At 66.2% G+C, this 14232-nt stretch carries 13 protein-coding genes; all 13 read left to right on the forward strand.

The window, feature by feature from the left end; genetic code table 11:
- Positions 1-139 precede the first annotated feature (139 nt).
- The 13 genes from VGF12_RS10885 to VGF12_RS10945 all read left to right on the forward strand — a co-directional run bounded on the left by VGF12_RS10885 (position 140) and on the right by VGF12_RS10945 (position 14230).
- Positions 140-1234, forward strand: coding sequence for a glycosyltransferase family 4 protein (locus tag VGF12_RS10885; RefSeq protein WP_331176058.1), 1095 nt, complete (start codon positions 140-142; stop codon positions 1232-1234).
- A 3-nt stretch (positions 1235-1237) separates the two neighbouring features.
- The gene (locus VGF12_RS10890) at positions 1238-2506 is read left to right on the forward strand and encodes a glycosyltransferase (protein WP_331176059.1); all 1269 of its coding nucleotides are present in this window, start codon (positions 1238-1240) and stop codon (positions 2504-2506) included.
- Between the two features lie 35 nt (positions 2507-2541).
- Positions 2542-3759 (forward strand): glycosyltransferase, encoded by a 1218-nt coding sequence (locus VGF12_RS10895; protein WP_331176060.1) that lies wholly within the window; start codon positions 2542-2544, stop codon positions 3757-3759.
- A gap of 25 nt (positions 3760-3784) precedes the next feature.
- Complete coding sequence (locus VGF12_RS10900) at positions 3785-4747, forward strand: hypothetical protein (RefSeq protein ID WP_331176061.1); 963 nt, start codon at positions 3785-3787, stop codon at positions 4745-4747.
- A 9-nt stretch (positions 4748-4756) separates the two neighbouring features.
- Positions 4757-5167, forward strand: coding sequence for a GtrA family protein (locus VGF12_RS10905; RefSeq protein ID WP_331176062.1), 411 nt, complete (start codon positions 4757-4759; stop codon positions 5165-5167).
- Between the two features lie 23 nt (positions 5168-5190).
- Positions 5191-6177 (forward strand): glycosyltransferase, encoded by a 987-nt coding sequence (locus VGF12_RS10910; RefSeq protein WP_331176063.1) that lies wholly within the window; start codon positions 5191-5193, stop codon positions 6175-6177.
- The gene (locus tag VGF12_RS10915; RefSeq protein WP_331176064.1) at positions 6174-7118 is read left to right on the forward strand and encodes an NAD-dependent epimerase/dehydratase family protein; all 945 of its coding nucleotides are present in this window, start codon (positions 6174-6176) and stop codon (positions 7116-7118) included. The genes VGF12_RS10910 and VGF12_RS10915 overlap by 4 nt, the downstream gene beginning before the upstream one ends.
- A 120-nt stretch (positions 7119-7238) precedes the next feature.
- Positions 7239-8078, forward strand: a complete 840-nt coding sequence (locus VGF12_RS10920) for an AAC(3) family N-acetyltransferase (protein WP_331176065.1) — start codon at positions 7239-7241, stop codon at positions 8076-8078.
- Positions 8071-9966 carry an HAD-IIIC family phosphatase gene (locus VGF12_RS10925; RefSeq protein ID WP_331176066.1) on the forward strand — a complete coding sequence of 632 codons (1896 nt, stop codon included), beginning with the start codon at positions 8071-8073 and terminating at the stop codon, positions 9964-9966. The genes VGF12_RS10920 and VGF12_RS10925 overlap by 8 nt, the downstream gene beginning before the upstream one ends.
- Before the next feature lie 50 nt (positions 9967-10016).
- Positions 10017-10253, forward strand: a complete 237-nt coding sequence (locus tag VGF12_RS10930) for an acyl carrier protein (protein ID WP_331176067.1) — start codon at positions 10017-10019, stop codon at positions 10251-10253.
- Complete coding sequence (locus VGF12_RS10935) at positions 10250-11485, forward strand: SDR family oxidoreductase (protein WP_331176068.1); 1236 nt, start codon at positions 10250-10252, stop codon at positions 11483-11485. Before VGF12_RS10930 ends, VGF12_RS10935 begins: the two co-directional genes overlap by 4 nt.
- Positions 11486-11495: 10 nt before the next feature.
- Positions 11496-12779 (forward strand): beta-L-arabinofuranosidase domain-containing protein, encoded by a 1284-nt coding sequence (locus VGF12_RS10940; RefSeq protein ID WP_331176069.1) that lies wholly within the window; start codon positions 11496-11498, stop codon positions 12777-12779.
- Positions 12776-14230 carry a lipopolysaccharide biosynthesis protein gene (locus tag VGF12_RS10945; protein ID WP_331176070.1) on the forward strand — a complete coding sequence of 485 codons (1455 nt, stop codon included), beginning with the start codon at positions 12776-12778 and terminating at the stop codon, positions 14228-14230. Before VGF12_RS10940 ends, VGF12_RS10945 begins: the two co-directional genes overlap by 4 nt.
- Positions 14231-14232 lie beyond the last annotated feature (2 nt).

A 14232-nucleotide genomic window follows, 5' to 3' on the forward strand; every position in this document is an offset into this window, starting at 1 on the left:
CCTGCGGTCGGAGACCGTGATGAACGCCTAGTTTCGGGGGGTAATGGGCCAGGGGCCGGTGATAGCATCCCGGCTCCTTTGACGACCGAGAAAGAGCGTTTCAGCGCGCGGTGACATGACGCCACGGAGGATTCGTGTGTTGCATCTGCTGCGCGCGCTGGGCATCGGCGGTGCTGAGCGACGGGTCCTGCGGCTGGGCTCCGGTCTGGATCCCGAGCACTATGAGGTTCATGCGCTGAGCTTCTATCCGGTAGAGGGTCAGGCCTTGCCTTGGCCGGAGGATCGCCATCGCTACTTCCCGGTGCAGCCGGGTTTCCAGTGGCGCCGATTGCGAGAGTTGGCCGCTTACATCCGAGAGCAGCGCTTCGATGTGGTGCACAGCCACAACTGGGCCACGATGTTCTACGGTGTGCTCGCCGGTCGCTTGGGTGGTGCGCCCGTGGTGTTGCATGGCGAGCATGGCCGAAACGACATCGACCGTGAAGGCATCAGCTGGAAGCGTGACCTGCTTGCCGCGGGGCTGGCACGGCTCGCGACCCGGGTCGTCGCGGTCAACGAATCGATCGCCGCCGACATCGGCCAGCGCTGGCGGCTTGGCGGCGACCATATCGTCTGTCTGCCCAACGGCGTCGACCTGAGTCGCTTCGGGCCGCCCACCGTGGCCCGCGAACCCGACGCGGAGTTCGTCGTCGGCACCGTCGCCCGCTTCGACGGCATCAAGAACCTGCCCTGCCTGCTGCGCGCTTTCGAGCGCCTGCATTCGGTCGAGCCAGGGTTGAAGAAGCGCCTGGTGCTGGTGGGCCATGGTCCGCTGTGGGATGAGATCCGCCGCCAGGCCGAGAGCGGCCCGGCTGCCGCCTGCGTGCAGTTCGTCGGCGAGACCGACCGCCCGCAGGATTGGTACCGCCGCTTCGACGTGTTCGCCAACACCTCGTTCTCCGAAGGCATGAGCAACTCCATCCTCGAGGCCATGGCCTGCGGCGTGCCTGTCGTGGCCTCGGACATCGACGGAAACCGGTGCTGGCTGCATGAAGGGCGCAACGCACTGTTCTTCCGCAGCGACGATGACCAGGGGCTGGCGGAGCATCTGCGGCGGCTCGCGCTGGACAGAGAGCTGGCAGGGCGCATCGGACGCGAGAATGCCGAGCGCGTGCGCGCCGAGTACGACAACCGCAGCTTTCTGGAGCGCTACGGCGCGCTCTATCAACGCCTCCTCTCCGCCGCCGGGCGCTGACCGATGCCGCCAACAAAAGTCCTGTTCCTCAGTCTCTGGTATCCGAACGCGGAGAACCCTGTCTCCGGCACGTTCGTATTCGAGCAGGCTGAGGCGTTGCGCGCGCTTGGTGTCGAAGTGCGCGTGATGCAGCCTTTGCCCAAGACTCCGTTCCCGATCCGGTACCTGAAGCCTTCGTACCGCGCGCTGGCCGCGGTCCCCGAGGAGGATGTGCACGCCGGGCACCCGGTCTATCACCCGCGTTACCTAACCCTGCCCGCCCACAAGCTGTTCGAGCATGTCGGCGACTGGATGTTCCGGGCGATCCGCGCGAGGCTGCTGGCGTTGCGGCGGGAGTGGCGCTTCGATGTCATCCATGCGCATGCGACCTACCCCTGCGGCCACGCGGCCAACCGTTGCCGCGATGAGTTGTTTCCCGACGTCAAGGTGGTGCACACGATCCACCGCACCTGCATCATCGACGCGCCGCGCTACAACCAGGCCTGCTTCGAGCGTGTGCGCGCCAGCCTCGACGGCGCTGACTTCAACATCTTCGTCAGCAGCGAAGGCCATGGCCTGGGGCTCGAGTACACCCAGGGGCGGATCGCCGAGCGCAGCCGCTACATCAGCAATGGCGTCAACCCGGCGCGGTTCACGCTGAAGCCCGAGGACCTCGGGCGGGTCGCAGCACTCAAGCAACGCCACCCGGACACCTGGAACCTGGTCTTCGTCGCCTACCTGAAGGAGGTCAAAGGCGTGAAGGAGCTGCTGGAGGCCGTGCGCAACCTCGTCCGCCAGGGCCGCAAGCAGCTGCGCCTGTTCCTTGTGGGTGACAACCAGCTCGGAAGCTACGTGGCCGACTACCTGGCCGAGCACCGGCTGCAGGACCACGTGGTCCTGGTCGGCGCCGTGGCGCATGACCAAGTCAAGGTCTGGATGCGTTTTGCCGATGCATTCATTCTGCCCTCGCACTCGGAGGGCACGCCGACGGTGCTGTTCGAGTCGCTGTTCGTCGGCGCGCCCAGCATCTTCACGCGCGTGGGCGGTGTGGGGGACGTGGTCAGCGACGGGGAGACCGCGCTCGTGATCCCACCGCGTTCGGTGCCCGAGATCGAGCTGGCCATCAGCCGGCTGATGGACGACCCAGCGCTGTGCCGCCGGCTCTCTGAGGCTGGCCACGCGCTGATCCGTGACCGCTTCACCTGGGCGCTCAACGCCGAGGCCGTCGCTGCTCTGTACCGAGAGCAACTGGCCAACGGCGAAACCCGCAGCCAAGAGACGGAAGCCGCATGATGCGCGTGTTGATGATCGCCTATCACTTCCCGCCGTTGGCCGGCAGCAGCGGGATCCAGCGCACGCTGCGCTTTGTGCAGCAACTGCCCGAGTTCGGTTGGGAGACGGCGGTGTTGAGCACCCATCCGCGCGCCTACGAACGCACTAGCGATGACCTTCTGGCTGAGGTGCCCGACGGGACGCCCGTGCGGCGCGCCTTCGCGCTCGACACGGCCCGGCATCTGCAGCTGGGTGGCCGCTACCTCGGCTGGATGGCGCGCCCGGATCGCTGGATCAGTTGGAAGTTCGATGGCGTTCGTAAGGGCATGCAGCTGATCCGTGAGTTCAGGCCCGACGTGATCTGGTCCACGTATCCGATCGCAAGCGCCCATGTGATCGGCGCGGCGCTGCATCGCAAGACCGGCATCCCCTGGGTGGCCGATTTCCGGGATCCGATGGCGCACGACGGCTACCCGGCCGATCCACTCACCTGGAAATCCTTCCACGAGATCGAGCAAGCGGCGATGCGTCATGCGAGCCGCTGCGTGTTCACGACACCCGGCGCGGCCCGGATGTACCAGGAGCGCTACCCCGAGGCCGCCGGACGCATCGTTGTCCTGGAGAACGGCTACGACGAGGAGAGCTTCGCCAGCGTCAAGCCGACCGATGGCGCGGGACCGGGGGCGGCTCAGGGCCAGCCGCTGGTACTGCTGCACAGCGGCATCGTCTACGCATCCGAGCGCGATCCCACCCAGTTCTTCACCGCCTTGGGCAACCTGCAGCGCAGCGGCCGCCTGACGCCGGCCGAGCTGCGGGTGCGCTTTCGTGCCGCGGTTCACGAGCAGTTGCTGCGCGACCTCGCGGCCAAGCATGGCGCCAGCGATTTCATCGAGATCAGTCCGGCCGTGCCCTACCGCGAGGCGCTCGCCGAGATGACGTCGGTCGACGCGCTGTTGGTCATGCAGGCCACGAATTGCAATGCGCAGATTCCGGCCAAGGTCTACGAATATCTGCGTGCCGGCCGCCCCATTCTTGGCCTGACAGACCCGATCGGCGATACGGCAGGCGTGCTGCGCGGTGCGGGGTTGCCGGACATCGTTTCCATCAACTCGGTGGAAGCGATCGAGGCGGCGCTACCCGGCCTGGTACGGCGTTGGCGAGCTGGTGAGGTGGTCCTGCCGCTGCCCGACGCGGTGCGAGCGGCCTCCCGCCGCGGCCGCTCCGAGGCCATGGCTGCATTGCTCGCGCAGGCCCGCGGCACGGGCGGAGGCTGAGATGAACTTAAGGCTGGAAGGGGTGTTGGCCAAAGCCGCGCTGCTCTGGCTCCTCGCCTCCATCTGCCTGGCGCTGCAAAGCTGGGTGGGCGACGCCACCATCTACGGCAAAGCGAACGAATCGCAGCGCGCGATGCTGCACCAGGCGATCCTGGACAACCATCCGCCGGGCGGCAAGGCCTGGGCGGAGTGGGGGGCGCTTTCTGTGCAGAAGCGCGTAGGCGTGGTCTATCTCGCCGAGGCCGTCCGCACGGCCACCGGCCTGCGAATTGGCGCCGTCTACAAGCTGATCGACACCGTCTTTCTCATGCTCTCGCTGGTGGCGCTGTTCGCCTATTTGCGGCGGTGGACTTCCAGCACGATGGCTTTGGTCGGTGTGCTGTACTTCAGCGCGCTCCTGCCGCTGACTTATTTCTTCCAGCTCTTCCATCCCTGGGACCGCCTCCAGCTGTTTCTTTGGATCGTGCTGCTGGGGCTGATCGCGGATCGCCGCTTCGGCCTGCTGGCGGTCGGGCTGGTGCTGAGCGTGATCGTCAAGTTCGACACGGTGCTGCTGCCGGCGCTCTATTTCGCGGCCCATCTCGAGCGGGAAGGGCGCGCGCGGCTGGTGGCCGAATCACTGGTCCTTGCGGCCCTGGTCGTGGGGACCAGCATGATGCTCGGCCAGCTGTTCGGCGACCCCGCCGAGGCCTCTCGCTTCGCGCTGTCCGGCGTCCTGGACCAGCTCGCCAGCAACTGGGCCAAGCTCAAGGCAATGACGCTGAGTTACCCGCCGCTGCTGGTTCACGCCTTGCCGCTGGGCCTGGCGTTGTTCGGCTGGCGCGGTCAACCCCGCTTCGTCGCGGTGTCGCTGCTGTTCGCGTTGGCGATGAGTCTCATCCACCTGCTGCTGACCAATTACGAGGAAGTGCGCGCCCATATGATGGTGCTGGTGCTCGCATTGCCGGCCGCGCTCGTGACAGTCCAGCGGCTGCTGTCCCGGTCCTGAGGAGTTGACGTGTCCCAGTCCCAGTCGGCCACCCTGGTCAAGTTCATCATCGTCGGGCTGACGAATACGGGCGTCACGCTGTCGGTCATCTTCGCGACCAAGTATTTTTGGGGGCTGGCCGACGCGCCGGCCAACGCGCTGGGCTATGTGCTGGGGCTGATCAATGGCTACAACCTCAACCGCCGCTGGACCTTCCGTCACACGGGTTCGGTGGTGCGCTCGCTACCGGCCTTCCTGCTGATCCAGGGCGTTGCCTACGTGGTCAACTTGGCCTGCGTGTTGGGACTCATCGCGTTGGGGGTCAATGACTACGGTGCCCATGTGCTGGGCATGGTGCCATATGCCATCATTTCCTACCTGGGGTCTCGCCACGTCGCCTTCTCGGCGAAGACTGCTGCGGAACGGCCCGGCGCCCGATAGAAACACCAGACTGCCCAAACCCCATGCCATCCGCGGAACCTACCTTGCATCGAATCTCCCTCGTTGTCCCCGTCTACCGGGGGGAAAGCACGCTCGAGACTCTGGTGAACGAGATCCTTCCGCTAACGCAGGAGACCCACACTCCGGGTGGGCATCGTTTCATCGTCAACGAATTGCTGCTGGTGCATGACTGCGGCCCTGATCGTTCCGATCTGGTGATCGAGCGCCTGGCGGCCGAGCATCCGTTTGTGCGGCCCGTCTGGCTGTCGCGCAACTATGGTCAGCATGCGGCGACGCTGGCCGGCATGGCCAGCGCCACCGGCGAATGGGTAGTCACGCTGGACGAGGACGGGCAGCAGGACCCGCTTGACATCGGGCGGATGCTGGACACCGCGCTGGCCGGCGCCTTCCAGCTCGTCTACTGCCAGCCCACCAACCCGCCGCCGCATGGCTGGCTGCGTAACGCGGCCAGCCGTACTGCCAAGGCGATCACCGGCAAGGTGCTGGGCAACCGTGCCATCGGCCGCTTCAACAGCTTTCGGATGGTCGACGGCGAGATCGCGCGTACGCTGGCGGCCTACTGCGGCAACGGCGTCTATCTTGACGTGGGCCTGTTTTGGATCACGGGACGCATCGGCCATTGCCCCTTGGCGCTGCGCGAGGAGATGGACCGCCCCTCGGGGTATACGTACTGGAAGCTGCTTGGGCATTTCTGGAACCTCATCTTCACCACCGGCACGCGGCCGCTGCGGCTGATCACGCTGATGGGCTTCAGTTCCGTCGCCTTCGCCATGCTGATCGCCCTTTACGCGCTGTACCTCAAGCTGATGGGCAATGTGCCCGTCCAGGGCTGGACCTCGCTGCTGATCGTGGTGGCCTTCTTTTCGGGGTGCATCCTCACCGCGCTGGGCGTGATCGCCGAGTACATGGCCGTCACCATGGGCATCGTGATGGGCAAGCCGCTGTACGTGGTCGCCACCAAGCCGACGCGCGCGGCGCCACCGGGATGACACTCGACTGGGTGATCGGCGGCGGCGGACTGCTGGGTGCGGCCCTGGTCCGCAGCCTGCAGGCGCGGGGTGGCGCGCGCTTCCTTCCTGCCGACCGCTTCAGCTGGACCGAGCCGGAGCGCCTGGTCGGCCAGATTCGCGCCGCGGTTGCCGAGTTCGAACAGCAGGCAAGACACGCTGATGCCTGGAACATCTATTGGGCCGCCGGTGTGGGCGCAATGGGAAGCACCGCGGCCGAGCTGGCCAACGAGACGCTGGCCTGGGGTGAACTGCTGAATGCCGTCTCCGACAGCGGCCTGCCGAGCCTGCGGCCGGGGCATATCGGGCTTGCCAGCTCTGCGGGCGCCATCTACGCCGGACTGCGTGCCGACGTCATCGACGAGAACTGCGACATCGCCCCGACGACGCCCTATGCCGAGGCCAAGCTGGCGCAGGAGCGGCTGCTGGCCGACTTCTGCAGCCGCGGGCTGCCGGTGGCCGCGTTGACCGCCCGTATCTCCACGCTGTACGGCACCGGGCAGGCTCGCGGCAAGCGCCAGGGACTGATCTCGCACATGGCGCGCAGCATCGTGCGCAATCGGCCCATCCAAATCTTCGTGCCCTTCGACACGGTGCGCGACTACATCACTGCTGAAGACGCGGCCGAGCTGATCATCGACTCGCTGAGGACCTTGCCGCCTGGCGTCGGCCGCATGCGCATCGTCGCCGCCGAGCGGCCGACTTCCATTGCAGAGATCGTGGCCACCTTCCGCCGCGTGGCACGACGTCCCGTCCTGATTGCGACCAGTGCCAGCCAGCTCAGCAGCCTTTACCTGAGACGGGTGCAGTTCCGCTCGATCTGGGAAACAGCACGGCCCGCCTCGTCAACGAGCCTGGCCGTGGGGGTGGCCCAGGTGCTGGCGGCCGAGCGGCTGGCCCATGCGGGCGGGTTGCAGCGCTGAGGCTGCGCGATAGCGATTTATCCCCCGCAGATGAGTAGTCTTGCGGTGAAAACGACCGTGCCCGTCCTGGTGCCGCTACGGAGGTGCCAGGGCTGTCGTTACAGTGTCCGGATGTCCAGAATGAAGAGTCTGAAGAGTGCCGTCAAGACCCGTATCCGGTCTTTGCGGCGCGCCATTTTTGGCAGGTTTTTCTCCTTTGACGTGCCCGCGTTGCAGGCGCGTCTCGCTCAGCTGGGGCTGTCAAGGGGTGACGCCGTGCTGGTGCACAGCTCATTTGACGCCTTCGAGGGCTTCCAGGGCAAGCCCAACGATGTGATTCAGGCGCTGCAGGCCGTCGTCGGCCCCGAGGGCCTGCTGATGATGCCGACCATGGGCTTCAACGGTTCGGCGATCGACTTCGCGCGCAGCGGCCAGGTGTTCGACGTGCGCCGCTCGCCGTCTCGCATGGGCATGATCAGCGAACTGTTCCGTCGCACGTCCGGTGTCGTGCGAAGCGTCCACCCGACCCACCCGGTGGCCTGCTGGGGGAAGGACGCGGCGGAGATCGCGCAGGGGCATCACCAATGCGTCACGCCTTGTGGCCGCGGGAGCCCATTTGAGGCGCTGCGCCGGCGCGAAGGCAAGATCCTGCTGCTTGGCACCGACATCTCGGTACTGACCTTCTACCACTACCTCGAGGAAGTCTTCGAGCCCCGGCTGCCGGCGAGCCCGTTCACGGAGGAAGTGTTCACCCTCGGGTCCAAGACGGCCCAGGGCGAGCTGCTGGAGACGCGCACGCGGCTCTACGCGCCGGCATTGTCGAAGCGCCGCAACCTGCACAAGCTGATTCCTTACCTGAAGCGCCTCGGTGCGTGGCGCGAAGGTCGCATTGGTCGGCTTCGCATCGCCGTGCTTCAAGCTGCAGGCGTCGAGAAGGCCGTCAGCGACATGATCCAAGAAGGTGTTTACTGCTATGACTGAGCCTGCACGTGGCGCTTCGGCGGCCCCTGATCGCCGAGGCGAGCTGAAGGCCCACCTGGCTGAGGGACGGCTGTCCGCCGCCGTCGAGGCCGCGCGCCTCCTGTTGAACGAGCAGGGCAGCGTGCTGAATCAGCGCCTGGTCCGCCAGCTCGCCGATGGCTTGGGCGCCGAGGGCGGCCTCAAGCCGCTGAAAGTCGCGCTGCTGTCGTCGTTCTCCATCGAGTTCATCCACGACGCGCTGGTCGCCCAGGGCTTTGCCAACGGCCTGCGCATCGAGATCTACCAGCCCGGCTTCGGCCAGGTGCGCCAGGAAGTCCTGAACCCGGCCAGCGGGCTCTATGCCTTCGCGCCGGATCTGACCATCCTGGCCATCGAAGGCGAAGATTGGCTGCCCGAGCTGTACGGTGACTTCATGTCCTTGGATCCGGCCGGTGCCGGGCTGGCCGAAGCGGCGCAGCGGTGCCGGCAGGAGATCGTCGATCTGGCGCGTCAGTTCCGCCAGCGGCATGGCAAGCCGATGCTGGTGCACAACCTGGCTCAGCCGCAGCACCGCGCTGCCGGCATTGCCGACGTGCGGCTCGTGCAATCGCAGCAGGCCGCGCTGGCCAACTTCAATCGCGAGCTGGCCGAAGGGCTGTCGGGCATCGTCGACGCCTACGTGCTGGACTACGCGGGGCTGGTAGCCCAGCACGGAGCGCACCGCTGGTACGACGCGCGGATGCGGCTCTACGCCAAGGCGCCCATCGCTGCCGCCATGCTGGGGGCGCTGACCCGCGAGTACATGAAGTACGCGCGCGCGCTCAACGGCATGAGCAAGAAGTGCCTGGTGCTCGACCTCGACAACACGATGTGGGGCGGTGTGATTGGAGAGGATGGCCTCGACGGCATCCAGCTCGGCGCCAACTATCCTGGCAGCGCCTTCGTCGAATTCCAGCGCGCGGTGCGCACGCTGTCGCAGCGCGGCGTGATCCTGGCGCTGGCGAGCAAGAACAATGCGGCCGACGTCGACGCCGTCTTCGCGCAGCATCCATTCATGCAGCTCAAGCCAGAGCACTTCGCCGCGTCACAAGTGCATTGGGAGCCCAAGGCCGAATCGCTGAAGCGCATCGCCAAGCAGCTGAGCATCGGGCTAGAGCACATGGTCTTCGTCGACGACAACCCGGTCGAGTGCGAGCAGGTGCGGCGCGAGCTGCCCATGGTCACGGTGATCCAGTTGCCCAAGCGCCCCGAGGCCTACGTCGACGCGCTCCTTGAAGAGGGCCTGTTCGACACGTTGGGTCTCTCAGATGAGGACCGCCGTCGCGGCGCGCTGTACCAGCAGCGCGCGCAGGCCGAAAGCATGCGGGCCGAAAGCGGCAGCATCGAGGACTACTACCGCAGCCTGGGCATGGAGCTCAGCGTGCTCCCCGTGGATGCGGCGTCGCTGGCGCGCACCGCGCAGCTGACGCAGAAGACCAACCAGTTCAACACGACGACCTTCCGTTACTCGGAGGCCGACGTGGCCAGCCGCATGGGCGCTGCCGACTGGGAGCTTCTGACCGTGGGTGTGCGCGATCGCTTCGGCGACAACGGCATCGTCGGCATCATGATGGCGCAGGCGCAGGGCGAACAGCTGGAGATCGACACCTTCTTGCTCAGCTGCCGGGTGATTGGCCGCACTGTCGAGACCGCGATGCTGGCGCAGTTGTGCGAGGCGGCGGCGGCTCGCGGCCTGAGCCGGCTGAGTGGCCAGCTGCGGCCGACTGCCAAGAACATGCCGGCGCGGGACCTGTTCGAGCGCCACGGCTTTGCCAAACAATCTGAGGATGAGGCGGGCAACAGCCGCTGGGTGCTGGAATTGCGCGAGGCCGCCATCCCCTTCCCGGACTGGTTCAACCGCGGCAGCTGAAGTCGCCTCGCCACACCTGTCCGTAACGTTTTCTCAATCGGAGCCCCTGAATGTCCAAGAATGTCGAGCAGACCATCAAGGAGGTGATGGCCGTTGTGCTGAACCTCGACGCCGACAAGATCAACGATGACACCTCGATGGACAACACGCCAGGCTGGGACTCGGCCAACCACATCAGCCTGGTGCTGGCGCTGGAGGATGAGTTCTCGGTGTCGCTCGATCCAGCGGAGTTCGAGATGATGCGCTCGTACTTCGACATCGTCGGCGTGCTCGGGGCCAAGCTGTGAGCAGCACGCCGAAGGCCGACGAGCTCGGCTTCGCCGACATTGCCATCGGCCAGGTCTTCGAGATCGAGCGCAGCTTCAGCGCACAGGATGTGCAGGCCTTCGCCGCCGTCAGCGGCGACCACAGCCCGTTGCACGTCGATCCAGCCTACGCGGCCGGCACGGAGTTCGGTCGCAACGTGGTGCATGGCATCCTGCTGGCTTCGCTCTTCTCGCAGCTCGTCGGCATGCGGGTGCCGGGCAAGCATGCGCTCTACATGGGCCAGGACCTGACCTTTCGGCGCCCGGTGTTGGTCGACGAGCCCATCCGTGCGATCGCCAAGGTGACGGCCAAGAGTGAGGCGACCAGCACACTGGTGCTGAACACCGAGATCCGCAGCGCCGATGACAAGGTCGTCGTCATGGGTACGGCCAAGGTCAAGGTGCGCGACCAAGTTCGCGAGGCCGTGCCGGCCGCCACGGCCGTTGCAGCGGTGGTGCCCGCGGGCGTATCTCGCCAGGTTGCACTGGTGACGGGCGCGTCGCGTGGCATGGGTGCCGAGATCGCCCGCACGCTCGCCCGCCGCGGCTACGCCGTGGCGGTCAACTACTTCCGCAGCGCCGACCGTGCCGAGGCCGTCGTGCGTGAGATCGTCGATGCCGGCGGTGCCGCGATGGCCTTCCAGGCTGATGTGCGCGACGCCGCTCAGGTCGCCGCGATGATGGCACGCATCGTCGAAGGGCTGGGCGCGCCGACGGTGCTGGTCAATTCGGCCGTCGGCGAATTTGCTAACCGGCCGATCGCTGAGCTGCGTTGGTCCGATTTCGAGGCGCATCTCGACTACCAACTCAAGGCGGTGCTCAACACCTGTCAGAGCGTGCATCCGCTGATGAAGGCCGCTGGCGGCGGCGCCATCGTCAACTTGCTGTCGCAGGTGGTCGGCGGCGTGCCGGCCACCGGGCTGGCCGACTACGTAAGTGCCAAGACCGCACTGCTGGGCTTGTCCAAGGCGATGGCCGCCGAATGGGCCGAGGACGCGGTTCGGGTCAACATGGTCTCGCCGGGGCTGACCCGCACCGAGATGACCGAGCATTACCACGAGCGCATCTTCAAGATGGAAGCGGCCCGCACGCCGCTCAAGCGCATTGCCACGCCGGCCGATGTGGCCAACAGCGTCGCTTATCTGGCTGGTGAGGACAGCGCCTTCATGACGGGCGTGAATGTCTATGTCACTGGCGGACAAACCATGATCTAAGGGGCTCAGATTGAGACTCGGCACCATCGCCCGCATCATCAAAGACACCTACTACAAGGGCAGCCTCAAGACCACTTACTGGGCCGCCTCCCACTTCATGGCGGAGGTGAGGGCGCTGTGGGCGCCCGGCCGTGACGCGTTCCGCAGCGAGGTTGGCCGCGGCCTGTGGCGCTTCGCCACCGACGCCGTCACGCCGGTCAAGGGTGAGAACGAGCAGCGCGCCCGCGCGGCGGTCGACTGGATTCTTCGTGGCCAGGCCTCCAGCCCGGACGGCGGCGTGGCGCTCGGCTACTTCCCCTGCGACGACGGCGGCGCCGGCTCGGGTTGGCGTGTGTCCTATCCGGAGACTACCGGCTACATCATCACCTCGCTGCTGGCCTATGCGAAGTCCACTGGCGACGCCGCCGTCGCCGATGCTGCGATGCGCATGGCGCACTGGGAGGTCGATGTGCAGATGTCGACCGGGGCGGTGCAGGGCGGTCCCGTCTGCCCGCCCGAGCGCCAGACGGCCGCCGCATTCAACACCGGGATGGTCCTCGACGGCTGGTGCTCGGCATATGAGCATTCGGGCGACCCGCGCATCCTGGATGCCGCACGCCGCGCCGCCGACTGGCTGGTCGATGACCTCGATGAGCAGGGCTACTACAAGACCAATGGCGCTTTCGTCAGCCGTGGCGAGATCAAGACCTACACCTGCCTTTGTGCCTGGGCGATCTACCGCTTCGGCGAGATCAGTGGCGAGGAGCGCTACAAGCAGGCGGCAATCCGATCCATCGAGGCGGCGTTGCGCCAGCAGCAGGCCAACGCCTGGTTCGCCCACAACTGCCTGACCCGCTCCGATGCACCGCTGACCCACACGATCGGCTACACGCTGCAGGGTGTGCTGGAGGTGGGCCTGCTGTCCGGCCGCGCCGATTTCGTCGACGCCGTGCGGCGCACGCTGGACGCGCTGCTGCCCAACATGGCGTCGTCAGGCTACCTGCCAGGCCGCTTCTACGCTGATTGGGAGCCGGCGGGTTTCTCGTCCTGCCTGACCGGTTCGGCGCAATTGGCCATCGTCTGCTACCGGCTCAGCCGGCAAACGGGCGAGGCCCGCTATGCCGATACCGCCGACAAGCTGGTGGACTACCTGAAGGCGCTCCAGTTGCTGCGCGCGCAGGACCCGGGCTGCGTTGGCGCGATCGCGGGATCCTTCCCCATTCTGGGAGCCTACATGAGGTCGGGCTATCCGAACTGGGCGACGAAGTACTTCCTGGATGCGCTGATGCTGCAGCAAGCGCGCCATCGCGCATGAGTTTGCGCAATCAAGCCCTGTCTGGCTTCCGCTGGACGGCCGGCGCCCGATTGACCAGCCAGTTGATCACCTGGTCGATCACACTCATCGTCATCCGCATCCTGTCACCGGCCGACTACGGGTTGCTGGCGATGGCGACGGTCTTCGTCTCGTTACTGGCGATGTTCTCGGAGCTTGGACTGGGCGCGGCGGTAGTGCAGCGTAAGGAGCTCGATGACCAACTGGTCCGGCGCGTCTTCGGCGTCGTGCTGCTGGTGCATCTTGCGCTGGCGGCCCTGCTGGCGCTGTCAGCGCCACTGCTGGGCATGTTCTATCAGGAGCCCCGGGTTGTGCCGGTGCTGCGGGTACTTGCCTGCCAGTTCGTGCTGGCGGGCTTTGCGGTGGTCCCCGACGCTCTATTGCAGCGGCGCATGGAGTTCCGCAACCGGTCCCTGCTGGATCTTGGCGCGGCAATTCTGACCAGCTTGACGACGCTGGGGCTGGCGGTTGCCGGCGCAGGCGTTTGGGCGCTGGTCGCGGGCTCCCTGCTGGGGCAGTTGTGCAGGACGGTCGGCCTGAATCTGATCTCGCCCTACTTCAAGCGGCCCGACTTCACTTTGAGCGGCATGCGGCCGCTGCTGCGGTTCGGCGGCCAGATGACGGCGTCGCAGTTGCTTTGGATGGCCTTTTCCCAGGCCGACATCCTGATCTGCGCCAAGATCCTTGGCAATGAGGTGCTTGGGTTCTACACGGTGGCGATGCACTTGGCTTCGCTGCCCAATCAGCGCATCTCGGGGCTGGTGAACCAGGTGGCCTTTCCCGCGTTCTCCAGCATGCAGCACGATCACCAACGGGTCGGCGCGAACATGCTGCTCGGTGCCCGCATCCTGAGCTTTGTCGCCTTTCCTATTTTGTGGGGCCTTTCTAGCGTGGCGCCCGAGGTCGTGGCTGCCGTGCTGGGGGAGAAATGGGTGCCAGCAGTAGGGATCCTGCAGGCGATCGCGTTGATCATGCCGCTACGGATGATCGGCAACTTCGTTCAGGTAGCGAACCAGGGCATTGGGCGTTCGGATGTGATCCTGCGAAACGCGGTCTGGGCACTGGTCATCGGCCCCATCGCATTCTTCATTGGCGCAAGGTGGGGTGGGCTGCAGGGGCTTGCACTGGCCTGGCTGGCCGTATCTCCGCTGGTCTTCCTGCAGGTGACGTTGAGGGGCTTGCCGACCCTGGGCCTGCGCTGGTCGGCGCTGATCCAGGCCATGCTGCCCACCGTGGTTGCCGCGGTCCTGATGTTCTCTATCGTCATGCTGGCCAGGCATGCGTTCGGCGAGGCCCTTCCGCTGGCCGTGAGGTTGGGTGGGCTGATTGGCGTGGGAGCGGCTGCCTATTTGGCGGCGACATGGATGTTCAACCGTCGTGGGCTGAACGAGGTGCTCGACCTCGTGCGTGGCCTGCGCAAGGCCAAGGGCTGAAG

It is taken from the genome of Roseateles sp., from assembly GCF_036404855.1.
Lineage (GTDB): Bacteria > Pseudomonadota > Gammaproteobacteria > Burkholderiales > Burkholderiaceae_C > Pelomonas.

Bases quoted from the DNA above. Each gene is read 5' to 3' on its own strand.
- VGF12_RS10915 (WP_331176064.1), top strand. From the start codon at position 6,174: ATGACACTCGACTGGGTGATCGGCGGCGGCGGACTGCTGGGTGCGGCC.
- VGF12_RS10910 (WP_331176063.1), top strand. From the start codon at position 5,191: ATGCCATCCGCGGAACCTACCTTGCATCGAATCTCCCTCGTTGTCCCC.
- VGF12_RS10930 (WP_331176067.1), top strand. From the start codon at position 10,017: ATGTCCAAGAATGTCGAGCAGACCATCAAGGAGGTGATGGCCGTTGTG.
- VGF12_RS10945 (WP_331176070.1), top strand. From the start codon at position 12,776: ATGAGTTTGCGCAATCAAGCCCTGTCTGGCTTCCGCTGGACGGCCGGC.
- VGF12_RS10920 (WP_331176065.1), top strand. From the start codon at position 7,239: ATGAAGAGTCTGAAGAGTGCCGTCAAGACCCGTATCCGGTCTTTGCGG.
- VGF12_RS10890 (WP_331176059.1), top strand. From the start codon at position 1,238: ATGCCGCCAACAAAAGTCCTGTTCCTCAGTCTCTGGTATCCGAACGCG.
- VGF12_RS10925 (WP_331176066.1), top strand. From the start codon at position 8,071: ATGACTGAGCCTGCACGTGGCGCTTCGGCGGCCCCTGATCGCCGAGGC.